The sequence below is a fragment of the Arthrobacter nitrophenolicus genome (genome assembly GCF_000332815.1).
GTDB lineage: Bacteria > Actinomycetota > Actinomycetes > Actinomycetales > Micrococcaceae > Arthrobacter > Arthrobacter nitrophenolicus.
Window position 1 is genome coordinate 33,279 of record NZ_AOFD01000007.1, and the last position, 25,836, is coordinate 59,114.

The following is a 25,836-nucleotide window of genomic DNA, read 5'->3' on the forward strand; positions in this document are numbered from 1 at the left end:
AGGACTGATGTGCCGCCGCTGAGCCTGGAGCAGGCACGGCGGATCGCTTTGGCAGCGCAGGGACTCCACAAAGGACGGCCCGCCGGCCCCGTGACTTCACGGACGGTGGGCCGGACCTTTGCCCAGATACAGCTGGTACAGATCGACTCCGTCAATGTGCTTTCACGCAGCCATTTCCTTCCCTTTTTCTCGCGGCTCGGCAATTACGACCGCACCATCCTGCAGCGGATGTCCGGCGTCCATCCACGCCGCATGGTGGAGTACTGGGCCCACGAGGCGAGCTACATACGTCCCGAGCACTACCATGATCTCCTGCTCTGGCAGCGGCGCGCCTGGGTTGGCGCAGGACGGATGGATCCTGGCCAACGAGCCGCCATTGCCGCCAAAATACTCGACACCCTCGCGAACAGCCGCCCCCTGACTGCTTCGGAACTGACCGCCAGGATTGGCCATATCGAGGAAAGACAGGAACTGAACTGGGGCTGGAACTGGAATGCAGTTAAGCGGGTGCTGGAGCATCTGTTCGAGGAGGGCCTGGTCTCCGCGGCCGCACGGACAGAACAGTTCGAGCGCAAGTACACACTGACTCCCAGAGTGCTGCCCCACCTGGACCGGAACGGGGACCCGGATCCGGCAGGCGCGCTGCACCGCCTTACGGAGGCGGCAGCCCAGGCGCACGGTATTGGAAGCATCCGGTGTTTCGCCGACTACTTCCGCACGCCGGTCAAGGCAACGGCCCAGTCCGTTGAGCATCTGGTGCGCACGGGCAGGCTTGAGCCGGTAAAAGTGGCCGGCTGGAACCGAGACGTCTACCGGCACGTGGAAGCCGTGCTGCCGCGGCGGGCCGTGGGGCGCGCCCTGCTCAGCCCGTTCGACTCGCTGGTCTTCGAGCGCCGCCGGCTCGAGGAACTGTTCGGGTTCCACTACAGGATCGAGATCTACACGCCGGAACATAAAAGGCGGTTTGGCTACTACGTCCTTCCGTTCCTCCTCCGCGACAGGATCGTCGCCCGCGTGGACCTGAAGGCCGACCGCGCCGGCGGGAAGCTGCTGGCGAGGTCCGCCTTTGCCGAGCCGGAAGCCCCGGCGGACACCGCCGTCGAACTCGCCGCGGAGCTGGCCCTCATGGCCCAGTGGCTGGGGCTGGGGAAGGTGGAGGTGCAGCCCACGGGCGACCTGGCGCCGGACCTCGCCAAAGCCGTGGCGCTCGGATAGACGAGTATCAGCTCTGAGGGAAACCGGCGTCTGCCGGTGGTCTCTCCCGTAGACTAAAAACGCCAGAATTCGGCGGCATGAGACTGGGAGCATTTTCACGTGGCATCACTTATCGAAAAACTACTCCGCACGGGTGACAAAAAAACCCTGCGGCAACTGCGGAACTATGCCGACTCCATCAATGCACTCGAAGACTCGTTCAAGACCTTCACCGACGCTGAACTTCGCGAGGAAACGGACCGTCTGCGCGAACGGCACCAGGACGGCGAGAAACTGGACGACCTGCTTCCGGAGGCCTTCGCCGCGGTCAGGGAAGCCTCGTCCCGGACCCTGGGCATGCGGCACTTCGACGTCCAGCTGATGGGTGGCGCCGCCCTGCACCTTGGCAACATCGCCGAAATGAAGACCGGTGAAGGCAAGACCCTGGTGGCAACCGCTCCTGCCTACCTGAACGCCCTCGCCGGCAAGGGTGTTCACGTGGTCACCGTGAACGACTACCTGGCCGAATACCAGTCCGACCTGATGGGCCGCGTCTACCGGTTCCTGGGCCTGACCAGCGGATGCATCCTGTCCAACCAGGATCCTTCGGTGCGGCGCCAGCAGTATGCAGCCGACATCACGTACGGCACCAACAATGAGTTCGGGTTCGACTACCTGCGGGACAACATGGCCTGGGACCGGAACGAACTTGTCCAGCGCGGGCACCACTTCGCGATCGTGGACGAGGTGGACTCCATCCTGATTGACGAAGCACGTACGCCACTGATCATCTCCGGCCCTGCCCAGGGCGACACCAACCGGTGGTACAGCGAGTTCGCAAAGGTTGTTCTCCGGCTCCAGCCCGAGAAGGACTACGAGGTCGATGAGAAAAAGCGGACGGTCGGCGTGCTGGAGAGCGGCATCGAGAAAGTCGAGGACTACCTCGGTATTTCCAACCTCTACGAATCGGCAAACACTCCGCTGATCGGTTTCCTCAACAACGCCATTAAGGCGAAGGAACTGTTCAAGCGGGACAAGGACTACGTCATCCTCGACGGCGAGGTCCTGATCGTTGATGAGCACACGGGCCGCATCCTGGCCGGGCGCCGCTACAACGAGGGCATGCACCAGGCGATCGAGGCCAAGGAAGGCGTCGAAATCAAGGCCGAGAACCAGACGCTGGCCACCGTGACCCTGCAGAACTACTTCCGCATGTACGCCAAGCTTTCCGGCATGACCGGTACCGCGGAAACCGAGGCCGCCGAGTTCATGAGCACCTACAAGCTCGGCGTCGTGCCCATTCCCACGAACCGGGATATGCAGCGCATCGACCAGCCGGACCTGGTCTTCAAGAACGAGACCGTCAAATTCGACGCCGTGGTGCGTGACATCGCCGAACGCCACGAAAAGGGCCAGCCCGTCCTGGTGGGCACCACCAGCGTCGAAAAGAGCGAATACCTGTCCCGGCTCCTTGCCAAGGAAGGCATCCGGCACGAGGTCCTCAACGCAAGAACCATGCCCGCGAGGCTGCCATCGTTGCCCAGGCCGGCCGCAAGGCGCCGTCACCGTGGCTACCAACATGGCCGGCCGCGGTACGGACATCATGCTGGGCGGCAACGCAGAATTCACCGCTGTTGCAGAACTCGCAAAGCGGGGTCTGGACCCGGAGGAAAATTCGGAGGAGTACGAGTCCGCGTGGCCTGCCGCCCTCGAATCAGCCAAGCAGTCGGTCAAGGACGAACATGAGGAAGTGCTGAACCTTGGCGGCCTCTACGTCCTGGGCACGGAGCGGCACGAGTCCCGCCGCATCGACAACCAGCTCCGCGGCCGGTCCGGCCGCCAGGGAGACCCGGGCGAGTCCCGCTTCTACCTGTCCCTGACCGATGACCTGATGCGGCTGTTCAACTCCGGTGCTGCCGAACGCCTCATGAACAGCTCGGTACCGGACGACGTCGCGCTCGAATCCAAGCTTGTCTCGCGCGCCATCGCCTCTGCCCAGGGACAGGTGGAAGGCCGCAACGCCGAGCAGCGCAAGAACGTGCTGAAGTACGACGACGTCCTGAACCGCCAGCGCGAGGCCATCTACAGCGACCGGCGCCGCATCCTGGAAGGCGACGACCTGCACGAGAAGGTGCAGTTCTTCGTCGAGGACACCATCACGGCCCTGATCAACGACGCAACGGCAGAAGGGAACGGCGACGACTGGGACTTCCAGCAGCTCTGGACCAACCTGAAGACGCTCTACCCTGTCACCGTCACTGCCGAGGAAATCATCGAAGAGGCCGGCGGCAAGTCAAGGGTCACTGTCGAAATGCTGAAGGAAGAGCTGCTGTCCGACGCCCGCCTGGTGTACCAGGCGCGGGAGGAAGCCCTCGGCTCCGAGAGCATGCGGGAGCTGGAGCGCCGCGTGGTCCTGTCCGTCATCGGGCGCAAGTGGCAGGAACACCTCTACGAGATGGATTACCTCAAGGAAGGCATCGGCCTGCGCGCCATGGCGCAGCGCGACCCGCTCGTTGAGTACCAGCGTGAAGGTTTTGTCCTGTTCCAGAGCATGATGGAGGCCATCCGCGAGGAAAGCGTGGGGTTCCTGTTCAACCTGGAAGTGGAAGTCACCCCAGCCCAGGACGTCGTGGTGCCGGACGCGGCCGGCGGACATACCGAGCACGTTGAGCCTCAGGTGAAAGCGGCCGGCCTGGAAGCGCCGGAAAAGCCTGCGCAGCTGCAGTACACGGCACCGAGCGAAAGCGGCGGAACCCAGACCCGCGTCGAGACCCGCTCGTCCGGCCGTTCCGGAAATCCCGCCAAGGCAGCGGCACAGGATGCGGCCCGGCGTTCCACGGGCAAGAAGAAGCGCCGCTGAACCAGCAATTGTTGATGTAGCGCTGCCGGATGGCACGCAGCACAGGAGGCAGGTCCGCAAGTTCCGGACCTGCCTCTTGTCTACGCATCAGCCGATGACAAGTTCGGTCACCCTCACACTTGCTTGCTGCGCTCCAGCCGGACGGCGACGGCGCGGGCACGGACGTCATCCACCACCACCGCGCTTGCTTCGAAAACACCTTCGGCGACTTCGCAGACGCGGACCGAGCGGACGATGGAATTCCGGTGGAGGCGGGCCAGCGCGGGGTTTCCGGTGCGGGTTATCTCCCGCCTGATGAGGGAAGCCCGATGCTGCAGATTTCCCAGGCATCGCGGATCCAGCCGACGGGCCAGTTGGTGGACGGGCCGGATCCCCGCCAGTACTTCCATCGCGGCCTGGACTGTGCCGCGGGCTATGGCCCGTACCTCTGCTGTTTCGTCCACTGCCCGAAGCTCCGGTGCATTGGGAGGCCGCGGCGTCCTGCTGCGGCCGTGGTCCATCTGAGCTCCCGCTGTTCTGGGGGCGCGTCCTGTTCCCGGTTTGCTGGCTGTTGGTCCCTGGACGGCACGGATTGGCGTGACGGCAGACATGGGTTCCCCTTTGGTATTGGTTTCGTTTTTTGGATTCGTGCCTCTGGTGCCGCCGGGCCGCGTTCCTGCAGGGTGACGGCTGGTTACGCAGGTGCCGGCGGCAGCAGGATCTGTCCCGGCAGAAGGACATCCGGGTTCTGGCCAATGAGTTCCTTGTTGGCTTCATACCAGCGCGGCCATTCGAGGGCTATGTCCACGTCCGACGCCCCGTGCCCCAGATGATTCGCCACAATCGTCCACAGACTGTCGCCGGCAAGGACGGTGACGCCTCCGGCAGGCCAACCCGTTGCACGTGAGGAGAACCCGCCCCGCACGGGGGACGCGGCCAGCGGCCCAGGTTCGACGACGGGTTCCCGCGGCTGCCACCCGGGTTCAACCGTTGACGGGGGAGCGGGGCTGGAAGGGGCCTTAGAGGCCTTTGCAGCAGAGGGTCGGGCGGCTTGTGGCTGAGCCAGGGAGTCTTTCCCGGCGGCAGATGAGGTGCTTTCCTGACCTTGGCTTGTGGGTAACCATTCAGGCCCCGGTACTGCCGCGTTGGCAGCAGCGCCCGACAAGAGCTGGAACGACACTGTGGCAATGACCAGCCGCCGCATAAAAGCCGGAGACATCCTGCCTGCCGCTGCTGCGGCACGCCCCCTGCCACGTCTCTCAAACATCACACTGGCTGTCGCACAGGCGAGGGAAGCGAACCACCAGAGGAGGAGGACAGTACCGAAGGCTGCTGCGCCCGCCCCCAGAATCTGGTCCAGAGTGAACTGATGGTTCCGTGCCATGGATTCCTGCCATTGGCCGAGAAGTCCCGCTCCGATGGCGAGAAGCAGCCCGCCCAGGAGCAGCAGGGTGGCGGCCATCACAGCGTCCGCGCCGAGGGTGGTGCCCGGTCGTGCCATCTAAGTCCCCTTTAATGCACTTTGATGCAGTTTGATACTGACTGAATCAGTTTGCTCGCATATTTGCGTGTTTGTCCAGACGCTGGAGCATGGAAATTGTTTTGTTGACCGGCCGGGGATGCGGCCCTACTCTGGCCGGATGCGCTGGGATGCACTCTTCAATGACATGGAAAGCCAGATGGCGGAATCGGACCGGCTGTCACTCGACGCCGAGGTCAATGAACGCGCCAAGGTGGAGGAGGTGGAGCTGGGGCTGGCCGACAGATTGCGATCGGCACTCGGCTGCTTGGTCACTGTGCACCTGTCCGGCGGGGAAACGCTGCACGGCACACTGGCGCACGCCGGAGCGGACGCCCTGGTGCTCCATGACGATCCACACCAGATCCTGGTTCCCTACGCCGCGGCGGCCCGATATGTGGGCCTGGGCAGGTTCTCGCATTCCGAGCCGTCGAAGGTGCGCCGCGGGTTGGGTCTCGCGCACTCTCTGCGTGCCTCGCGAGGGACCGGGCGGTTCTTACCGTTACCTTGGGGTACGGCGCCGGCCCCGTCCGCCTGGAAGGGGTCATCGACAGGGTGGGAAGGGACTACTTCGACCTCGCGGCAGTGGTTCCCGGGGAACCGCGGCGAAGCGTTCACGTCACGGGCGTTTCGAGCATTCCATTCGCGGCGCTGGCAGCCATCAGGTCGCCCCTTCTGCGGGACATGTGACAGGCCCGGCCGGTAGGCCTGTGGTTGCGCGTGCCTGGTCAGACAGACCGGGACTTGGACTCCTGGATCATGCGGCTGGCCTCGGCGTAGCGCTCCTCGATGTACTGCTCGAGCATTTTCTCTTCGACACGCCACTGGCCCCGGCCGCCCACCTGGATAGCCTTCAGTTCTCCGCTTCGCACCAGTGCGTACGCGGCAGGCGAATTGATCTGGAGCTGCTCAGCGACATCCGCGAGCGTCAGGAACCTGGGCATGCCTCCATTTTGCCATCACTTGGCTCACTTTGCGTCCGTTATCCACAGATTGGCATTGTTTGCGCCAATGACTTTCGTTTGGCAGCCCTTGCCGCAACAATGAGGTGTCCGGCCGCAACGGGGGTGCCGGCGCTACCAGGGGGAGAAGCGGCATGGTTCCAGAATCGACGGCCACGGCCACGGCTGCGCGCCTGAGGCGCCCCTCTTGGAAAGATCCCCGCCTGCTGGTGGGCATACTGCTGGTCCTCGTGTCCGTGGCAGGCGTGGTCTTCCTGGTCAACGGTGCGGACCGGACGACGGAGGTTTACGCAGCCCGTGACGGCATCGCCGTGGGAGAGCAGCTCACCCCCGAAAACGTTGTCCGGGCCAAGGTCCGGCTGGGTGAAACCGAGCAGCACTACATCCCCGTCAAATCCGGTTTGCCGGAGGGGATGGTGGCCGTGCAGCGGATCGGCAAGGACCAGTTGGTTCCCCGGGCAAGCCTGGGTGAAGTAGATGACCTTGACCGCAAACCGGTGGCCATCAGCGTCGAGGGGACCCTGCCGTCGCAGGCTGTGGCAGGTGCAAGGGTTGACGTGTGGGTTGCCCAGCCTGATGCGAAGAACGGCTTCAGCGAGCCAAAGCTCCTTCTTCCCGGAGCTGAGATTGCTGAGGTGGCAGAAGGTTCTTCTGCCCTCGGTTCCACTAAAACAACCGTGCTCATGGTCCTCGTGGAGGACGGCCAGATGCCGGCTCTGCTCGGCGCACAGGCCAACGACGCGAAGATCTCGGTTGTCTGGAATCCGGGCGGCGGAACGCGATGAGCATCCCGGTGGTCACCGTAGGCCAGAGCCGGGAGGATCTGGTGGGCGGACTTGAACGGCTGCACGGGCCTGTCACGGTTGTCAGAAGATGCGCGGAGCTCGCGGAACTGCTGGCCGCATGCCAAAGCGGAATGGCGCGGGCGGCCGTAGTTGCGGATGGCAGCGAGGGATTGACGGCTTCGCTCGTGGACAGGCTTGAAGCCGTGGGAGTCGCCATCATTGCGCTGACGGACAATGCCGAAGAAGCCGCAAGGCTGCGAAAGATCGGCGTCTCCTGTGCATTGTCCGCGGTTGAATCAGCTGAGTTGTCCCAACGGATCTCGGAGGCAGTGGAGCAACTAACAGCTGGCGGCCGGGGATCAACAGGCCGGGGATCCTCCCTGGCGGACACCGGTGCAGCCCTTCAAACGAAGCTGGCGGACACACCCGCAACTTCTCCCGACGTCCCCGGGGCCGGACGCGTTATTGCCGTGTGGGGTCCGGCAGGGTCTCCGGGGCGCACCACCCTCGCGGCGAACATCGCCGGCGAACTGGCCGCGGACGGGCAGCAGGTTCTCCTCATTGATGCCGACAGTTATGGCGCAAGCATTGCCGCAGTGCTGGGTCTGCTGGATGAATCGGCAGGCCTGGCGCAGGCCTGCAGGCTGGCTGACCAGGGGAGCTGGATGATGCCGCCCTTGAACGGATTGCCACCCCTGTTGCCACTGTTTCCGCGACGTTCAGGGTGTTGACCGGCATTACCCGCGCGGACCGGTGGACCGAGCTTCGGGCGCCCGCCCTTGCGCTGGTCCTGGAGCGGGCGCGCCGGAATGCCGACGTCGTGATTGTTGATACCGGTTTTTGCCTCGAAGCAGATGAGGAGCTCAGCTTCGACACTTTGGCCCCGCGCCGAAATGCCGCCACGCTGCGTCCGCTGGAGCTGGCCGACACAATTTACGCCGTCGGCGCCGCCGATCCCGTAGGAGTGCCGCGCCTCGTGCGTGGGCTTGCAGAACTTGAGGCCGCAGTGCCGCAGGCCTCTCCCGTTGTGGTGATGAACAAGGTACGTGCCTCGTCCGTGGGCAGGAATCCCGAACGGCAGCTGCGGGAAGCATGGGAAAGGTTCGGTCCGGCGTTCGCCCTCAACGAGTTCCTTCCCTATGATGCGGCAGCTGCTGATGCAGCCCTGCTGTCAGGGTCACTGCTGCTTGAGGCAGCACCCGAGTCGATGCTGCGCCGCGCTGTGCGGAGGCTCGTTTGTGCACCTGACCAGCAAAAATCTCAATCCTCTGTCTTTTCTTCCACAGCAAGGCGTCGGGCAAAGGACTAGGCTCGCCATAAGAGCTGCAATGGAGCGGCAAAAACTTGTGATGGAGGCGTGTGTCGATGTCGTCGGGATCCAGCGTGGAGGATCAGCCCCTTTCCATTGAAGGCGCGGAAGGCTTCATTGGGGACTACTACCAGCATCTGGCCGAGGAGGACGCGCGGAGCTATCCCCGCGAAGTACTCGTTGCCCGGGCAGAGAACCACCGTGAGGTTGCGGCTGTGCGGCGGCCCGGCCAGGCGAAAACCGCCATTATTGACGAGGAAGACAGCAGTGTTGTCTTCGTGGTCACTGACGACATGCCGTTCCTGGTTGACTCGGTCAATGCCGAGCTCGTCCGCCAGCACGCCGCCATCAAGCTGGTGGTCCACCCCCTGATTGTCGCCACCCGCGACAGGGACAACGGAAACCTGGTCAAAGTGAACAGGGTCCCGTCCCACATCGGAATCTCCAGCGGTGACACGGCAGCAATGCCCAGCCTGTCCCACCTCATCGCGCAGGGTGAAAATGCCTCGCACATGGAGTCCTGGATCGCCGTCGAAATCAACCGCGTGTCCGAGGAAACCAAGGCGTCCTTGCTGGAGGGCCTGAACCGGGTCCTTAATGATGTCCGGGCTGCCGTGGAGGACTGGCCCAAAATGCGCCAGAAGGCGCGGCAGATCTCCGAAAGCCTGGACCAGGTGGCAAACCCGGCACAGATCGCGGAGCTGCGGCAGGCGAAGGACCTGCTCCGCTGGCTGGACGACGGCAACTTCACCTTCCTGGGGTACAGGGAGTACGACCTCATCAACGTGGATGGCGAGGACGTCCTTGAACTGCGCGAGGACAGCGGCTGGGGCTTCTGCGGGCGGCTGCAGACTCGCCGCACATCCAGCACCTCACCGACACCGGGCGGAAGAAGGCCCGGGAAAAGCGGGCCCTCGTCATCACCAAGGCCAACTCCCGCTCTACCGTCCACCGCTCCGCGTACCTGGACTACATCGGGGTCAAGAGCTTTGACGCCGCGGGCAACGTCAACGGCGAACGGCGCTTCATCGGACTCTTTGCCACCAGCGCCTACACCGGCTCGGTCCGGAACATCCCGATTGTCCGCGAGAAAGTCGATGCCGTCCTGCGCAGTGCCGGCTTCCCGCCTGACTCCCACTCCGGCAAGGACCTGCTGGGAATCCTGGAAACCTACCCCCGTGACGAACTTTTCCAGATTGAAGTCCCGGACCTGGCAGCAACCGCCCTGGGCATCCAAAAACTGCAGGAACGCCGCAGGACGCGGCTGTTCCTGAGGCCGGACATCTACGGACGGTTCATGTCCGCCGTCGTCTACCTTCCGCGCGACCGGTACACCACCAACGTCCGGCTCCGCATTGAACAGGAACTGCGCGAAACCTTCCAGGCCGTGTCCATCGACTATGAGGCACGCATGACCGAATCGGCACTCGCGCGCCTGTTCTTCCGCATCCGCCTGCCCAAGAACGCCGACGTCAGCCACGTGAACACCGCGGAACTTGAAAAGCGGCTGGTCCGCGCGGCCCGCTCCTGGAGCGAAGGGATTGCCGAGGTCCTGCGCGAGGGCCGGGACGCCGAGGAAGCCAAGGAGCTCGCCGCCATCTGGGCTGAAGCCTTCCCCGCGGGCTACCGGGTGGACTACGAGGTGGAGGACGCCCTCGAGGACATCGCCCGCTTCGAAAGATACGGTGCGGCCGCGGAACGTGCGGTGGGGGCCCGCCAGGAACGGCCCGGTGTGCACGTCTACCTTCCCGAAGGGGCAGGGGCGACGCTCGAAGAGGACGCCCGCGTCAAGCTCTATATGCTTGAGCCCAAGAGTCTGAGCCAGATCCTGCCCTACTTCCACAACCTGGGGCTTGAGGTGCTCGACGAGCGCCCGTTCGAGATCGAAACCGCGGACCGCCGTGACTTTTTCCTCTACGACCTGGGGCTGAAGTACCCGGCCGGTGTGGATCCCGTGTCCACCGGGGAGCTGCTGGCCGATTCCTTTGGTGCCGCCGTGACAGGCGCCGCCGAGTCCGATGCGTTTGACCGGCTGGTCCTGCGCGAGGGCATGCACTGGCGGCAGGTCACCGTGCTCCGCGCGTACGCCCGGTACATGCGGCAGATGGGCAACAGCAACTCCTTCGGCTTCATGGCGGACACCCTGCTGGCCAACGCTGACGTCGCCAGGGGCCTAAGTGCGCTGTTTGCCGCTCGCTTTGACCCGGAGCTCAACGACGCCGAGCGGCTGGAAGCCCAGGAGACCGTGCGGCAGGAGCTCGCTGCCTCCATTGAGAAGGTGGCCACGCTCGACGCCGACAGGGTCCTGCGTACGTTCGCCAACCTGATCGAAGCCACGCTGCGGACCAACTACTACCAGGACAAGCGGCACCTGAGCTTTAAGCTCGATCCCTCCCGGATCGACGGGCTGCCCTTCCCCCGGCCAATGTTCGAAATCTGGGTATACGCACCCCGCGTGGAGGGCGTCCACCTCCGCTTCGGCAAGGTCGCCCGCGGCGGGCTCCGCTGGTCGGACCGCCGCGAGGACTTCCGCACGGAGGTCCTGGGCCTGGTGAAGGCACAAACCGTCAAGAACGCCGTCATCGTGCCCACCGGCGCAAAGGGCGGGTTCTTCGCCAAGCAGCTCCCGGACCCCGCCGTTGACCGGGCCGCGTGGATGGCTGAGGGGGTCGAGAGCTACAAGACGTTCATCAGCGGCCTGCTGGACCTCACCGACAACCTCGTGACGGAAGGCGACGGCGAAAGGCTCGTGCCGCCGTCGAACGTTGTCCGGCACGACGATGACGACTCCTACCTCGTGGTGGCGGCCGACAAGGGAACCGCCACGTTCTCCGACATCGCGAACGGGCTCGCCGCCGAGTACGGGTTCTGGCTGGGCGACGCCTTCGCCTCCGGCGGATCCGTGGGATACGACCACAAGGCCATGGCATAACCGCCCGCGGTGCCTGGGAGTCCGTGAAGCGCCACTTCAGCGAACTCGACCTGGACACCCAAACCCAGCCGTTCACGGTTGTGGGCGTCGGGGACATGTCCGGTGACGTCTTCGGCAACGGGATGCTGCTTTCACGGCATATCCGCCTGGTGGCGGCCTTCGACCACCGCCACATCTTCCTGGACCCCAATCCGGACGAGGAGGCCTCGTTCGTGGAACGGCAGCGGCTGTTCGAGCTGCCGAGGTCGTCCTGGGACGACTATGACAAGTCGCTGATCAGCGAAGGCGGCGGTGTCTTCCCCCGGCAGGCCAAATCCATTCCAGTGTCGCCGCAGGTCCGTGCCGCGCTCGGGCTTCCGGCCGAGACAACGGAACTCAGTCCGCCGGAACTCCTGCGGGCTATCCTGCTCGCCCCTGCCGACCTGCTGTACAACGGCGGCATCGGGACATACGTCAAGGCCAGCACCGAATCCAACGCATCGGTGGGGGACAAGGCGAACGACGCCATCCGGGTTGACGGCCGGGACCTGCGCGTCAAAGTCGTGGGTGAAGGTGGAAACCTCGGCATGACGCAGCGCGGCCGGATCGAAGCCGCCCTGCAGGGAGTAATCCTCAATACCGACGCCATCGACAACTCTGCCGGCGTGGACTGCTCCGACCATGAGGTCAACATCAAGATCTTCGTCGACCGGATGGTCGCGGCGGGCAAGCTCTCCCCGGAAGAACGGCCCGGGTTCCTCGCCTCGATGACCGATGAAGTCGCCCGCCTCGTGCTGGAAGACAACATCGACCAGAACATCCTGCTGCTGAACGACCGGACCAAGGTGGCCGAGTGGAGCCCGAGTTACGAGAGGCTGATGGACTGGCTGGAGAAGTCGGCCGACTGAAGCGGGACCTTGAAGCGCTGCCCAGCACGGAGTCGCTGCGCGAGCGGCTGCAGCAGGGACAGGGGCTGACGTCCCCCGAGCTGTCGGTCCTCGCGGCGTACGCGAAGATCGAACTGACGTCCGCGCTCCGGGACAGCAAGCTTGCGGACGACCCATGGTTCCGGCAGACGCTGCGGGACTACTTCCCCCTGCAGCTGCGCGAGCGGTTTGACGAGGAACTGGACACCCATCCGCTGCGCCGCGAAATCATCGCAACGGTCGTGGCCAACGACATCATCAACCTCGGCGGCATCACCTTCGCCTTCCGGGTCATGGAAGAGACTTCAGCCAGTGAAGTGGCCGTCGCCAAAGCGTTTGTGGCGCTGCGGGAAATCTACGAGCTGGACTCGATGGTCGGGGAGCTCAACAGCCTGCCTGCATCCTTCCCGACCGAGCACTGGAGCGCCGTCCACCTCGACATCCGGCGGCTGCTGGACCGCGCGGTCAGGTGGCTCCTCACCCAGGGAACCATTTCCCAGCCGATCGCGGATGTGGTGGCCGAGTTCAAGCCGCTGATGGATCCGATGCGTGCCCGCCTCCTGGACTACCTGCGCGGCGATGACCGCGAACGGGTTGCCGGCTGGCTCGAAACAGCGCGTGAATGGGAACTTCCGGAGGGGCTGGCACTGCGCTGGGCCGAGCTCTTCGAGAGCTTTGTGCTGCTGGATATCGCCAAGATTGCCCGGGCCCGGAAGGAACCGGTGGAGGAGATCGCCGCCGTCTACTACACGGTGTTCAACCGGTTCCATGCAGACTCGCTGCTGGAACGGATCAGCAGCCTTCCACGGCAGGACCGGTGGCAGGCCCTGGCCCGGGCGGCGCTCCGGGACGATCTGTATTCCACAGTTTCGGATATGACGACGGCGGTGCTGGACGCAACCGAGCCGGCTGACTCGCCGGAGGCGCGGCTAAAGGAATGGGAGGCCCGGAACGCCGAGCAGCTGGGACGGGCGAAGAGCATGTTCGACGAGGTGAACGCCCTCGAGTCAGACGATATGGCTTCACTGTCGGTAGCATTGAGGCTCTTGAGGTCAATCGTCCGACGCTAGCAATCCGGCGTCGCAAATGGAGGTGCAGTGGCAATCTTTACGGACCCCATCAGGGAACACGCTGATTTCGGGCCGGGCGATGCCGAATGGCTGCACCTGCTGGTGGGGGACTGGCAGATGGTCGCGGACCTGGCGTTCGCCGACCTGGCGCTCTGGTTCCCCCACCCGGAGCATGGGTATATCGCACTGGCGCACGTCCGGCCATCCACCACGCACACGGTATTCCACGGGGACTTTGTGGGTGAGGGGATCCGGTCGGACCTGCAGCCGCTCGTGGACAAGGCATGGAACAGCCGGGCTATAGAGCGCTCGAGCGAAACAAACTGGAGCAGCGAGATGGCACTCCGGGTGGAGGCCGTGCCCATGGTCCGTAACGGCCGGACGCTGGCAGTGGTCACCACCCACATGGACCTGTCCAGTTCGCGGATGCCGTCCCGCCTTGAACTGACATACCGCCAGTGCGCCTATGACCTGCTTCGCATGGGCACGCTGGGTCTGTGGCCCGACTTTGCTTCGCCCACCGGGTCCCGGCGCGGTGCTCCGCGTGTGGGGGATGGACTGATCCGGCTCGATGCGGAGGGCGTGGTGCAGTACGCCAGTCCCAACGGGGTCTCGGCTTTCCGGCGCCTTGGCGACGGCGAGTCCCTGGAAGGCCGCTCACTCGCCGAAGTCACGGCCAGCCTGCTCAAGGACCGGCGGATGGTGGACGAGACGCTGCCGCTGGTGGTCACGGGCAGGATGCCGTGGCGGAGCGAGATCGAGTCGCGGGGTGTCAGCCTGTCCCTCCGGGCCATCCCGCTCCGTGACGAACAGCAGCGCTTCGGTGCGCTGGTCTTGTGCCGGGATGTGTCCGAGCTGCGGCGGCGCGAGATGGAACTGGTGACCAAGGATGCAACCATCCGCGAGATCCACCACCGCGTGAAAAACAACCTCCAGACGGTCGCGGCGCTTTTGCGGATGCAGTCCCGGCGGATGGTCAGCGAAGAGGCGAAGCAGGGGCTGGAACAGGCGATGCGCCGGGTCGCCACGATTGCACTCGTGCACGAAACGCTGTCGCAGGGACTGACCCAAAGTGTCGATTTTGACGAGCTGATCGGACGCCAGTTCAGGCTGTCCGCCGAAGTTGCCTCGCCTTCCCAGCAGGTCAGGACCGAGAGGTCCGGCACCTTCGGTGAGCTTCCCAGCGACCTGGCCACGCCATTGGCTCTTGTCATCAATGAACTCGTAACCAACGCAGTGGAGCACGGCCTGGAGGGCAGGGCGGGAACCGTGTGGCTCATTGCCGACCGTTCTGAAGGGGAAGACGGCGAAGAACTTACCGTAACGATCGCCGACGACGGGGTGGGATTGCCGGATACGCCCCACGTTGAAGGACTTGGCCTGCAGATTGTGCGCACGCTGGTGACCAGCGAGCTCGGGGGCACTATCCAGTGGCGGCCGCGCGAGGGCGGCGGCACGGCCGTGCAGATCCGCCTCAGCCTGTCGGGCAAGTAGCTCCGCAAGGGCGCCAGTCGCCGCCTTTGCCTTAAACGGAAAAAGCCCCTGCCGCAGTTTGCGGGAGGGGCTCTTGCGTTGTTGTTAGGAAGCGCGGCGTGCGCGGGCTGCGCGGCGCTTGAGGGCGCGGCGTTCGTCTTCGCTCATGCCACCCCAGACGCCGGCGTCCTGGCCGGATTCAAGTGCCCACTGCAGGCAGGTGTCCACCACTTCGCACCGGCGGCAGACGCTCTTGGCTTCCTCGATCTGCAGCAGGGCCGGGCCCGTGTTCCCCACGGGGAAGAAGAGTTCCGGGTCCTTATCCAGGCACGCTGCGCGGTTACGCCAATCCATGCTGATCAGTTGCTCCATTTCTGGGAAGTGCTATTTGTGAAATAATTCACTAGTAGCTACAAAGGAAAAGGGCCCGGCAGGCCCCCTTGGTCATCTGAATCAAGCCTGTCATGTTAACGCTGTGTAAACAAGGGGTAATAACGCCTGATATCCCCGTAACGCTGAGCGATACATCACACTGCCCATGCTGGCCCTCACCAATGTCCGACTATGTCCGGTAGGGTGCCAGTGTGTCAAGACCCCCTGAAAACCCCGAACCTGGGTCCCCTCCAAGCGGGCCGCAGCCTGTCCCTGGCCGCGGGAGTGCCGGTCCGGATGGAAGCGCGCCGCCGGCGGTCATCATTGTGGCGCTCATCGTGGCTGCCGAGGCGACAGCCCTCCTGGTGGCGGCAGGCTGGTACGGCTATCAGCTGCTGGCCGGAAGCCCTGTCCTGTCCTTGTGGGGGGCGGTTTTCACCCTGGTGCTCCTGCTTGCGTTCGCTGCTTGGCTGTACGCCGTGGCGGTCTTCCTCTACCGGGGGTACCGCTGGACCCGTGCTGCTGCCCTTGTGGCCCAGCTGTTCGTCCTCACCATCGGGTTCCCCACCCTCACCGGTGGCCTTGTCGCGGCCGGGCTGGCGATGCTCGTACCAGCGGTCACTGCCATCCTGCTCCTGTTCCACAACAACGTCATCAGCTATGCATCCCGCACCGGAAGCGCTCCGCCCGCGCTGTAGCGGGAAGCAGCTGCCTGGTTCCGGGCCTGCTCCTTCAATTCTGCCTCCGAGGCCCGGGCCACTTGGATGGCCTGGGCCCGTCCTGCGGAGATGAGCACCGCCCTGCCCGGGGGCGGAGCCGGTTCCACTTCGAAACGGACCCCAAACGCGTCTCCGTCCGCAAAGGATGCCGGTCCGAGCAGCAGGGCCGTTCCGGCAGCACGGGCACCCATGGCGGGCGGAACACGCTGCAGGAGCAGCGGGCTGTAGCTGGCAGTCAACACCAATGGGTGGCCGAGCGCCTGCAGTTCCGAGAGGTCGCGCATGGCGGCCGGCGACAGGAGGTCTGCGTCGTCCGCGAGAAGCACAGCATCGCTGGGCAGATCGCCGGCGCGGGCAGCCGACAGGATCCTGATCCAAGGGTTGGCCGCCGGCGTTGGGGAGTTCGGGCTGAGCCAGTGATGAGCGGGGTTCAGTTCCTGCAACGACTTCAAGGTGTTGGTCTTGCCGCTCCCGGACCTTCCGAGGACGGCGACGGTGCCCGCGGCGGCCAGCCGAAGGTAAACAGGGGAAAGCTCGTCTCCGCCCACTCCAATCAGCATGTCCTGCGTGGACCGTGTTAGTGCAGCATTTGCCGATACCCCCTCACGCTCATGGATGCCGCGGACCTCTGGCGCCGTGACCCGGAGGGGCAGCGGCTCCACCCGGAATGGCAGTGGTTCAGCGGGGTCGCCGACGCCCAACGGACCTTCGGGCCACTGCCGGCCGGGCGCCAGCCGGAACACCTGGCAAACTGCAGAGTCACCATTTGCTACCGGACCGAAAGCCACCGCCCTGCTTTTGATTGCCGTCGTGGACGGCAGCCGGGGCCAGGCCACCCTGCTGTCCTGGTTGGACCCGGCAGGAAAATACAGCCGGCTGGACAACGCCCCACAGAACCTGGCGCTGACCAGCTCCCGGTCACCCGAGATAACCACGGTGACGCCCGCCCGGACGCCGTCCCTGACCACATCGTGCATGAGTTCCTCGGCCCACGCCAGCGGACCTGATCTGAAGGCCGACACCCACGCGCCCCAGCCGGAGACCAGCACCACCAGGGGAACGGCAGCCTCCGCGGGCCTGCTGAGCCGGCGGGTCATCTCCAGGGCTATACGCTCAAGGATCCGCACCGCACGGCGAAGCTCGTGAAGACCCGTGGCAGCCCCCACACGCGGGTGCCTGGCCGCAGAACTGAAAGACCCGGTGCCGTCGAGGATGTAGCAGTGCGCCGGCTCGCGGTGGAGCAGCAGGCCCCGAAGCACCAGTTGCGCCGCTTCGTCTGCGCCGGATTCGGGGGCACCTATCAACGCCAGGTGACTGTCGGCGCCCGGTCTCCAAACGAGCGGATGAACGGACTGCTCCTTCGGCAGGTCCATCGCTCCAAGTGTGAGGGCCCAGGCCGGGTCGCCGGGAAAGGGATCGGGCCCGCTGCAACCCATCGATGGCTCCACGATGTCATCGGGCAGGGGAGGGGCGACCGGAACACGTGGCGCTGCCCCCTCCCTGGAGGTCCACGCACCGCGAATCATGGCAATCAGGGGTGCCGCGGCCTGCGCTGGAGTCTGCGGTTCCGCGTGCCCAGGCTCAGGCGCCCCTGCAGTAAGGTGCTCGGTGGTGAGCTGCACGGTGATGGCCGTGAGAGGGGCTGACTGTGTCCGGACCAGGTTTGTTGTTGCGGCCTGGAACTCCCGGGCTGGTTCCGTACCGCGCGTCATGAATGCCCGCCCCGGGGCGTCAAGCCGGATGGCAGCTGCCTCCTTGGAGCCGATGATGTCAACGGATTCCATGTCCGACTGCACCCGCAGGGCGATGCTGGAGGTAACGTTTGCCCGGATATCAGCCGTCAGGGCTCCCTGCGGCCGCTGGGTCGCCATGACGAGGTGGATCCCGAGGGACCTGCCGATGGATGCTATCCGCATCAGCTCGCGGAGTACCTCCGGTGCGTCGTCGACGAGCATCCGGAATTCGTCGATGATGATCACCAGGTGGGGGATGGGGAATCCTTCGGCTTCCGCGGTGGACCGGTATCCGGCAAGGTCCGGAACGCGCGCGGCCGCGAGCGCTTCCTCACGCAGCCGGATTTCCGCCCGCAGCGAGGTCAGTGTGCGTTCCAGTTCATCCCTGGTCAGGTCGGTCAACAGCCCCACGCAGTGCACAAGCCCGGTCAGGGGGCCGAGCCCGGAACCACCCTTGAAATCCAGGAACAGGAAGTTGATGCGGCTGGGCGGATGGGTGAGCGCCAGGGCCAGGGTGAGGCTGCGCAGCAGCTCGGATTTCCCGGCCCCTGTGGTCCCGGCCACGAGCACATGGGGTCCATCGGCCTGCAGATCAATCACCAGGGCCCCGTCCGCATCGAGTCCCAGCGGCGCGGCAAGGCCCGCTTCCCCGATGCTCGAATCCCAGCGTGCGGCCAGGTGGGCGGGTGACAAAGGCAGGACATCCTCCAGCGCGCAAGTGCGCGCGATTGGGTGTTTCCCCATGTTCGGCCGGGGTGGCGCAGCGGCCAGCTGCCGGCAGAATCCGTCGAAGACGTCGTTTTGTGCCAGGTCGGCCACGAAGGTGATGTCTTCGCCCTGTCCTCGCAGCGTTGAGCCGTGGTGGTGCAGGACGACATCGACGGCGGGTGTGCCGGCCGCTGCCCTGGAACGGAATTCAAGGACCTGCCAGCCGTGCCGGTGCGCTTCTTCCATGAGCATGGCTGCCGTCCTGCCGTCAGCTGTGGCGTCCGCGAGCAGGAGGACACCGTGCTCATAGCCGGGTGGGAATCCCTCTTTTAGGGAATCACGGCAGGCCTCCGCTGCCACCATCAGGACCACATCAGGAAGATATCGAGCGGCAAGGGGAAGACTTGTTGCCGGTCCGAAGATAATGATCCGGGTGCTCCTGCACCTGGGATATCCCGAGAGCTGCATGACAATGGCCCTGATCATTCCATCCCGGAGTGGCTTTGTCCCCACGAAGACTGTCCGGGGTTGCAGCAGGTCAAAGGTCACCGGAACCGAATCAACAGATGGGACCTCGAGGGCGGCGGCCGGCACGGTTGTGACGTTCGCGTCCTGCTCCGCCTCGCCCAGCCGCAGCCAGATGCCACCGGTATCCGGCACGGAAGCAGCTGACCTTGCCCCCTTCCGCGTGGCCAGGGCAGTAACCGCAAGCGAAGGTCCCGAGGCCAGGCGCCTTTCCCGGTCCTGGGCCGCCGCCTTCCTGACTGCCCTGGCGGCATCCCGCCGCTGGCGCCGTCCGGAAACAACGGGAACCAGGAGGGCAACCGCCGAGGTGGCCGCGAAAGCCAGGAACATCCACATGCCCGTGAAGAGGGCCAGGCCGATGCCTATGGCCAGTGGGAGCGCTGCTGTCACAAGAAGGGCAGCCCGGTTTCCCGGATCGCCCCGTCCAGGCACAGTGATCGGTTCCTGTGCTGAAACTCCGGCCATGGCCAGGGACTTGATCGGGACGTCGGCGAACATCAGCGACATGGTTGAATTACCGCACCTGATGGTTGACCCCGCAGTGACGGCAGAGTGGCGGATTCTCTCGCCGTCCACGTAGGTGCCGTTGGCACTGTCCAGATCCTCAATGAAGATGTCTTTGTCGGTCAACGTCAGGCGGGCATGCTCCCGGGACAGCTCAGCATCGGGAAGGACGATGCGTGCATTGCTCCTGCCCACGGTGTATTGGCCACGCTGCAGCGGTACGACTGTTCCGGCGCCGGCGCCGGTGTGGACGGCAAGGACGAGCCCGGCAGGATGGCCGCCACAAGGACTGCGCCGTTGCTTCCGGCGCCTTGGTTCCGGGCCGCCGTCGACAAGTATTGCGCCTGGGATGAGGGGCGGGATCCCCAACCGTGCCGACTGGAGATCCTCGCCTGCGACGGTGACCATCCCTGTTCCGAATTGTTCCGCGAGCTGCCGGCAAAGTGCGGCGCCTGGAGCGCCTTCCGGGGCGTCGATTGTCAGCTCAAGCGGGTGGGAAGCCAGGCCGGACCCGGGTCCACCCACCAGTGTGCAGTGCAGCCTCATAAGCACCGATCCTTCTTGCCGTTGACCCCACGCTAGCCATACTTGGCTGGTCCTGGCGCCGCCGAAGGAGGCTATGTGGACAACCATATGCGTGCCCTGGGCGGGCGGCGCCAGTGGCCGCTGATTCGACGGGCGCCGTGATGCCTCGGGTAGGCTAGAACAGCAGACAATGCGCATCATTGCGCTGCCCGCATTCAAACCAGGAGATTTTGTGACCGCTGACCTTGTCATCGTTGGGTCTGGCTTTTTTGGCCTGACAATCGCAGAACAGGCCGCTACCGAGCTCGGCCTTAAGGTCGTCGTCATCGACCGCCGCCACCATATTGGCGGCAATGCCTACAGCGAGAAAGAAGAGCAGACCGGCATCGAGGTGCACCGCTACGGGGCGCACCTGTTCCACACTTCCAATGAGCGGGTGTGGGAGTACGTCAACCGGTTCACCACCTTCACGAACTACGTCCACAAGGTTTACGGCGTGCACAAAGGCGAGGTCTACTCGCTGCCGATCAATCTCGCCACGATCAACCAGTTCTTCCGCGCAAACATGACCCCCGGCCAGGCGCGTGAGCTCATCCAGGAGCAGGCCGGTGAACTGGCGGGTACGGATCCGCAGAACCTGAACGACAAGGGCATCCAGCTGATTGGCCGTCCGCTGTACGAGGCCTTTATCAAGCACTACACGGGCAAGCAGTGGCAGACGGATCCGAAGGACCTCCCCGCCGGGATCATTTCGCGGCTTCCAGTGCGCTACAACTATGACAACCGGTACTTCAACGACAAGTACGAAGGCCTGCCCACCAACGGCTACACCGCGTGGATCGAGAAGATGGCCGAGCACCCGAACATCGAGGTGCGCCTGAACACGGACTTCTTTGACGAGTCGCACGAGTACAGCAAGACCAAGGTTGTGGGCAAGATCCCGGTCGTTTACACCGGACCCGTCGACCGCTACTTCGACTACGCCGAAGGTGACCTTTCCTGGCGCACCATCGATTTCGAGGAGGAAGTGCTCGACATGGAGGACTTCCAGGGCACCTCCGTCGTCAACTACAACGACGCCGACGTTCCCTACACCCGCGTCATCGAACCCCGGCACTTCCACCCCGAGCGCGAATACCAGACGGAAAAGACCGTTATTATGCGCGAGTTCTCGCGCTTCGCGGAAAAGGGCGACGAGCCGTACTACCCGGTGAATACGACGGCGGACCGCGAGCGGCTGCTGAAGTACCGCGACCTTGCGGCTGCTGAAAAGGACGTCCTGTTCGGCGGACGCCTCGGAACCTACAAGTACCTTGACATGCACATGGCCATCGGGTCGGCGCTGAGCATGTTCGACAACAAGATCCGCCCGCACTTCGAAAGCGGCGTCAAGCTGGAAAGCGGAGGCGTCGACGCATGAGTGCCGCGCCGGGCTGGTCAACACTTCAGAGGGTAATTTTCCCGCCGGAGTCCGGGGTGGACACTATGTCCCTCTATGCAGATGCCGGCCCGGCAACCGGGGTTCGCTTCAAGGAAAGCGATGAATTCGCCAGGAACCCCAAACCTGTTGAACAAAAACTGCACCTCGTCGGCTCCAATACCCGCGAAGTGCACGTGGACGATTTGCTGTCGCGGCAATCCGTCCGGGTACGGTCCGGGGAGCAACTTTCCCTGGGGACGTACTTCAACGCCTTTCCCGCCAGTTACTGGCGCCGCTGGACCCACCTTCGGGACATCCGCCTGGTCGTGGAGACTTCCGGGCGGGGATCCGTTACCGTCTACAAGTCAAATGCCCGCGGCACCATCCAGCGTGTGGATGGCGCCAGGGTTGAGGATGACGCGCGCACCGAATTTGAGTTGTCCATCAAGCCGTTCGGCGACGGCGGGTGGTATTGGTTCGATCTGGCCTCCAGCGGGGGAGACCTCGTCCTCAAGGAGGCACGGTGGGAGGGCCCGCCGCCGGTGAGGACCGGGGAGACGGTAACGATCCAGATCACCACCATGGACAAGCCGGACTTCTGCCTGGCGAATGTCCGGACCTCGCCGGCCATCCGGAAGCCTTGGAACTCGCCAGGGAAGTGCTCATTGTCGACCAGGGGTCCCGGAAGGTGGCAGACCAGCCGGGGTTCGCGGAAGTAGCGGCCCTGCTCGGTCCAAAACTCCGCGTCATTGACCAGGCTAACCTCGGCGGCTCCGGAGGGTTCGCCCGCGGCATGTACGAAAGCGTGGAAAACGGCAGCGACTACGTTCTCCTGCTGGATGATGATGTGGTCATGGAACCGGAAAGCATCATGCGGATGATGGCATTTTCGGGAAGCTGCAAGAGCCCAACGATCGTTGGCGGACACATGTTCGACCTTTACAGCCGCAGCACCCTGTACTCGATGGGTGAAACCATTGACTCCCGACGGTTCTCCCCGGGCCAGCCGCATCGTGATATGCAGATGCGGCACGATTTCAGCGTGTCCAACCTTCGGCAGACTCCCTGGCTGCACAGGCGATTCGACGTCGACTACAACGGGTGGTGGATGTGCATGATCCCCACCTCCGTCATCCGGCAGGTGGGGCTTCCCCTGCCGCTGTTCATCAAGTGGGATGACTCAGAGTACGGACTGCGTGCACGGGCAGCAGGATTCCGTACTGTTTCCCTGCCTGGAGCGGCGCTCTGGCATATCTCCTGGATCGACAAAGATGATCTTGTCGGATGGCAGGCGTATTTCCACAACCGCAACAGGCTCATCACCGCGCTGCTGCACAGCCCCCACCCAAAGGGTGGCAACGTTCTTCGCGAGTCCTTCCAGGAAGACGTCAAGCACCTCGTATCCCTCCAGTACTTCACGGTCCACAACCGGCTGAGCGCCCGGGAGGACCTGCTGGCAGGCCCCGCGCATCTCCATCCCGCACTGCACGGCAAGCTGGCCGAGATCCTGGCCCGCCGCGGCGCCTACTCGGATGCGCAGATGCTCGAGGACGTGGACGAATTCCCTCCTCCCGCGTTGGGCGCCGGGCTGTCCACCTCTGCGGACATCCAAATGCCGGCGAAGAAGGATATGGTGCAGTGGGGAGTCGCCACAGTGGCGCGGCAATTGCTGAAGCGGCCCTCTCGGGAAGCGCTGGAACGCCCGCAGGCCTACCTTGCCCATATCGATAACCGCTGGTTCCGGATCGCGCACTACGACTCTGTGGTCGTGTCCAATGCCGAGGGAACCGCGGCGTCCTGGTACAAGCGTGACCCCCGGAAACTCAGGGAAATGCTCAAGCAGTCGGCCAGCCAGCATGCCCGGCTGTACAAAGAATGGGACGACCTCGCCGAGGCCTACAAATCCGCCTTGCCGGAACTGGTGTCAACGGACTCCTGGCGCAGGACCTTCCAGGCAGCTGCCCCCGGGCAGGACCACGCCGGTGGCCCTGCCGCCAGGAGCGCTGCGGCTTCCAGCTGACTAGCCGCTGTGCGAGTGCTCGGCCGGCCGGGCAGCAGGTGCCGGGGCTGCCAGCCTGGACTGCCATGCAGGCGCGGTCAACAGGCGGTACAGCAGGGTTCCGCTGACCGCCAGCAGCACGAGGTAGGCGACGGCGAGCACCTGCCAGGTGCCCGGCGGCTGCCACTCCGGCTGGAACATCTCCGTCCAGTTGACGTGGTCCATGACGCCGATCGTGTAGCGCCGGAGTCCTTCCATGAACACGTAAAAGTGGGCCAGGGCTCCCAGCACCAAACCCCACCGCACCATGGACTTTGTCCACGGCGTGATCCTGAAGCGGCGGAAACGGGTGGTCACACCGGCAGCCAGGATCAGCGTCACCACCATGGCCAACGTATACCGTCCCTGCCAGATCCAACCCAGGGTCTCGCTTGAACTTGCCTGCAGGGCGGCCGGTACAACGATGACGGTCAGGGCCAGGAGGGCCATGACCCACCGTCCCCGGACCGGGCGTGCCGTAAAAGCCAGGAAGAGCATGGCACCGAATCCAAGGACCCACGCGTAAACTGCAGCAGGAGGAGGCAGGGTGTCGATCCACCCAAGAACCCCAACGTACTCGACCATGAAGAACACGGTCTTGTCCAGCATCGCAACGGCGGCTTCCTCGGCCGGTAGCGGAGCACCAGCGAGCAGGCTGTCAAAGCTCTTGGCGGACAGCACCCACCACAGGGCAAACAGGCTGGACAGGCCGACAGCGAGGACGGCCAGTTGGAAGCCACGGACCGCAAAAGTGCGAATAAACGTCTTGAATCCGAAGCAGAGAATAGCGGACACGGCGGCGATCGCAAGCATAGCAGGGAAAGCGGCCGGGTATGGGCCAGCAGGCTGCCGGACAGCGCTGCAATGACAAAGAGCAACCTGCTGCCGGGCATTCCGGCCGCGGTCCGCTCGAAGATCGCACACAGGCTCATGAAGACAGCACCTGCCGCAGCGATCTCAAGGCCGTTGGGATTAACGGAGCCGGACAGGAAGAAGACGGCAGGCGTCAGCGCGATGGCGCAGGCTATGACCGGTCGATGGTAGTGACGCAACGACGATGCAGCGCACATTATGGCCGCGAGGAAAAACGCAACCAGCCATGCGCTGATAAGCCGCATCGCATACAGCGCCGGCTCACCACTGAGACCACGGCTTCCGATTCCCACGATGCCGTAGTACACCGGATTGTAATTTCCGGCGGAAGTCTGTGCGGGTACCCAGCCGCGGTCTGTCGAATCGATGGGTGGCGCGCACGCCGGAGTCAGGTAGGGGTGGTGGGCGAAGCACTTGTAGGCGTCGAGGCTGGCCACATAGCCTGGAACGTTTACAGTCAGCCGTTCCCCCTGGACACCGGTACTGGCGCCGCTGAACTGTCCCCGGGCAACGGCCGCGGCTTGATGGCGTGCGCCGGCTCATCGGGTATGGACATCAGGGGAGAGGCGAAGCTCCAGAGGGTGCCAATGCAGCCGAACAGAAGCCAGGAAACCAACAAAACGCGCAGCGGCGAAGGGCGTTTTTTGTCGGGCAGGGGTGAGTTGAGCGGACGCGGCAGCGTCGGCCTGAGGGAATTTTGCATGATAGGTTTAACCATACTTTGGACGTACGGGGTTTATATCTGTGCGCTCCAGCTTCCGGGGAGGATAACAACGATGCGCAGTTCTATTTCTGGTGCATCGTCGTCTCCACAATCACCTGCAAGCGCCCCCGTCAGTCCCGGGGCTTGCCCTTGGCCTTTACCAGAACGCTGTTGTCCGGTTCCTGTTTGTCGGCGGTCTTTCCTTCGCCCTTGACCTGGGGCTCCTTGCACTGCTGCATGAAGTCTTCGGAGTGGAACTGTGGCTTGCGACACCTATTGCATTCGTCGTCAGCCTGGTGTTCAACTTCCTGTTGCAGAGAATGTTCACCTTCCGCGCCACCAACAAGGGCAGCGTTTCCGCCGTTAAGTACATCCTGCTGGTGATTGTGAACATCGCGGTCAGCGACCTCGTGGTGACAGGGTTTGACGCCCTCGGCTGGTCCTACCTGATCGGTAAGGCATGTGCCACGGTCATGACCACGGTCTGGAATTACTTCCTGTACCGCCACTGGATCTTCAAGCGGGACGCGGGAGAATAGCGCTGGCGCTCACTGTCGGGTTCTCCTGAACACGCCAGGACTCCGCCTCCCGCTCCAGCCGCCGGGTACCGCATCCTAAGTGGTCAGGCGGATACAGCTTCACCCATAGCCGGCAGGTCACGCGCCGGTGAATCCGACGGCAGCGCCGTCCGGGCGACACAACGTAAGCCCCACGGCCTTTGACGGGCT

16 protein-coding genes and 4 pseudogenes are annotated in these 25,836 nt (G+C 64.3%); 12 read left to right on the forward strand and 8 right to left on the reverse strand.

Annotated features, from left to right (window positions below):
• The first annotated feature begins 9 nt into the window (after positions 1–9).
• Positions 10–1,215 carry a winged helix-turn-helix domain-containing protein gene (locus G205_RS03880; protein WP_009356830.1) on the forward strand — a complete coding sequence of 402 codons (1,206 nt, stop codon included), beginning with the start codon at positions 10–12 and terminating at the stop codon, positions 1,213–1,215.
• Positions 1,216–1,314: 99 nt separating this feature from the next.
• Positions 1,315–4,054 (forward strand): annotated as a pseudogene (gene secA, locus G205_RS03885) (preprotein translocase subunit SecA).
• 113 nt (positions 4,055–4,167) lie between these two features.
• Here secA and G205_RS22035 read toward each other — a convergent pair.
• From G205_RS22035 to G205_RS23670, 3 genes are all read right to left on the reverse strand, one after another.
• Positions 4,168–4,497 carry an Rv3235 family protein gene (locus tag G205_RS22035; protein WP_235046774.1) on the reverse strand — a complete coding sequence of 110 codons (330 nt, stop codon included), beginning with the start codon at positions 4,495–4,497 and terminating at the stop codon, positions 4,168–4,170.
• 230 nt (positions 4,498–4,727) lie between these two features.
• Positions 4,728–4,874, reverse strand: a complete 147-nt coding sequence (locus G205_RS21885; RefSeq protein ID WP_160166590.1) for a hypothetical protein — start codon at positions 4,872–4,874, stop codon at positions 4,728–4,730.
• A gap of 859 nt (positions 4,875–5,733) precedes the next feature.
• Entirely contained in the window at positions 5,734–5,973 is a 240-nt protein-coding gene (locus G205_RS23670) for a hypothetical protein (protein WP_338058372.1), read from the reverse strand.
• A gap of 86 nt (positions 5,974–6,059) precedes the next feature.
• On the opposite strand from G205_RS23670, the gene G205_RS23675 reads away from it, so the two are divergent.
• Positions 6,060–6,242 carry a hypothetical protein gene (locus tag G205_RS23675; RefSeq protein ID WP_009356833.1) on the forward strand — a complete coding sequence of 61 codons (183 nt, stop codon included), beginning with the start codon at positions 6,060–6,062 and terminating at the stop codon, positions 6,240–6,242.
• 38 nt (positions 6,243–6,280) lie between these two features.
• Here the strand turns inward: G205_RS23675 and G205_RS03905 are convergent, their stop codons facing one another.
• On the reverse strand, positions 6,281–6,496 hold the full coding sequence (locus G205_RS03905; RefSeq protein WP_009356834.1) for a helix-turn-helix domain-containing protein: 216 nt from the start codon (positions 6,494–6,496) through the stop codon (positions 6,281–6,283).
• 152 nt (positions 6,497–6,648) lie between these two features.
• Here G205_RS03905 and G205_RS03910 point away from each other — a divergent pair, with 152 nt between their 5' ends.
• From G205_RS03910 to G205_RS03925, 4 genes and pseudogenes are all read left to right on the forward strand, one after another.
• Entirely contained in the window at positions 6,649–7,299 is a 651-nt protein-coding gene (locus G205_RS03910) for a hypothetical protein (RefSeq protein ID WP_035751987.1), read from the forward strand.
• Positions 7,296–8,608: pseudogene (locus G205_RS03915) on the forward strand (CpaE/TadZ family protein). Before G205_RS03910 ends, G205_RS03915 begins: the two are co-directional and overlap by 4 nt.
• A gap of 56 nt (positions 8,609–8,664) precedes the next feature.
• Positions 8,665–13,515 (forward strand): annotated as a pseudogene (locus G205_RS03920) (NAD-glutamate dehydrogenase).
• Positions 13,516–13,542: 27 nt separating this feature from the next.
• Positions 13,543–15,009, forward strand: a complete 1,467-nt coding sequence (locus G205_RS03925; protein ID WP_009356836.1) for a sensor histidine kinase — start codon at positions 13,543–13,545, stop codon at positions 15,007–15,009.
• 84 nt (positions 15,010–15,093) lie between these two features.
• Here the strand turns inward: G205_RS03925 and G205_RS03930 are convergent, their stop codons facing one another.
• On the reverse strand, positions 15,094–15,342 hold the full coding sequence (locus tag G205_RS03930) for a WhiB family transcriptional regulator (RefSeq protein ID WP_009356837.1): 249 nt from the start codon (positions 15,340–15,342) through the stop codon (positions 15,094–15,096).
• 338 nt (positions 15,343–15,680) lie between these two features.
• On the opposite strand from G205_RS03930, the gene G205_RS03935 reads away from it, so the two are divergent.
• A complete protein-coding gene (locus G205_RS03935; RefSeq protein ID WP_200859129.1) occupies positions 15,681–16,058 on the forward strand; it encodes a hypothetical protein in 378 nt (125 codons plus the stop codon).
• Here the strand turns inward: G205_RS03935 and G205_RS03940 are convergent.
• Positions 16,019–20,095 (reverse strand): FtsK/SpoIIIE domain-containing protein, encoded by a 4,077-nt coding sequence (locus G205_RS03940; protein WP_009356839.1) that lies wholly within the window; start codon positions 20,093–20,095, stop codon positions 16,019–16,021. The genes G205_RS03935 and G205_RS03940 overlap by 40 nt on opposite strands.
• A 211-nt stretch (positions 20,096–20,306) precedes the next feature.
• Between G205_RS03940 and glf the strand changes: the two genes are divergently transcribed.
• The 3 genes from glf to G205_RS03950 all read left to right on the forward strand — a co-directional run bounded on the left by glf (position 20,307) and on the right by G205_RS03950 (position 23,514).
• Positions 20,307–21,494 carry a UDP-galactopyranose mutase gene (gene glf / locus G205_RS03945; protein WP_009356840.1) on the forward strand — a complete coding sequence of 396 codons (1,188 nt, stop codon included), beginning with the start codon at positions 20,307–20,309 and terminating at the stop codon, positions 21,492–21,494.
• 65 nt (positions 21,495–21,559) lie between these two features.
• A complete protein-coding gene (locus G205_RS23680; protein ID WP_338058373.1) occupies positions 21,560–22,213 on the forward strand; it encodes a hypothetical protein in 654 nt (217 codons plus the stop codon).
• Positions 22,135–23,514 carry a glycosyltransferase gene (locus G205_RS03950; protein ID WP_338058374.1) on the forward strand — a complete coding sequence of 460 codons (1,380 nt, stop codon included), beginning with the start codon at positions 22,135–22,137 and terminating at the stop codon, positions 23,512–23,514. The genes G205_RS23680 and G205_RS03950 overlap by 79 nt, the downstream gene beginning before the upstream one ends.
• On the opposite strand, the gene G205_RS22470 is transcribed toward G205_RS03950, so the two are convergent.
• Together G205_RS22470 and G205_RS23955 are read right to left on the reverse strand one after the other, a co-directional pair.
• Complete coding sequence (locus G205_RS22470; protein WP_009356841.1) at positions 23,515–24,345, reverse strand: DUF2142 domain-containing protein; 831 nt, start codon at positions 24,343–24,345, stop codon at positions 23,515–23,517.
• An 11-nt stretch (positions 24,346–24,356) separates the two neighbouring features.
• A pseudogene (locus tag G205_RS23955) lies at positions 24,357–24,842 on the reverse strand (DUF2142 domain-containing protein); the annotation flags it as partial.
• Between the two features lie 499 nt (positions 24,843–25,341).
• Here G205_RS23955 and G205_RS03960 point away from each other — a divergent pair.
• Positions 25,342–25,647 (forward strand): GtrA family protein, encoded by a 306-nt coding sequence (locus G205_RS03960; protein WP_235046778.1) that lies wholly within the window; start codon positions 25,342–25,344, stop codon positions 25,645–25,647.
• The last annotated feature ends 189 nt before the right edge of the window (positions 25,648–25,836 follow it).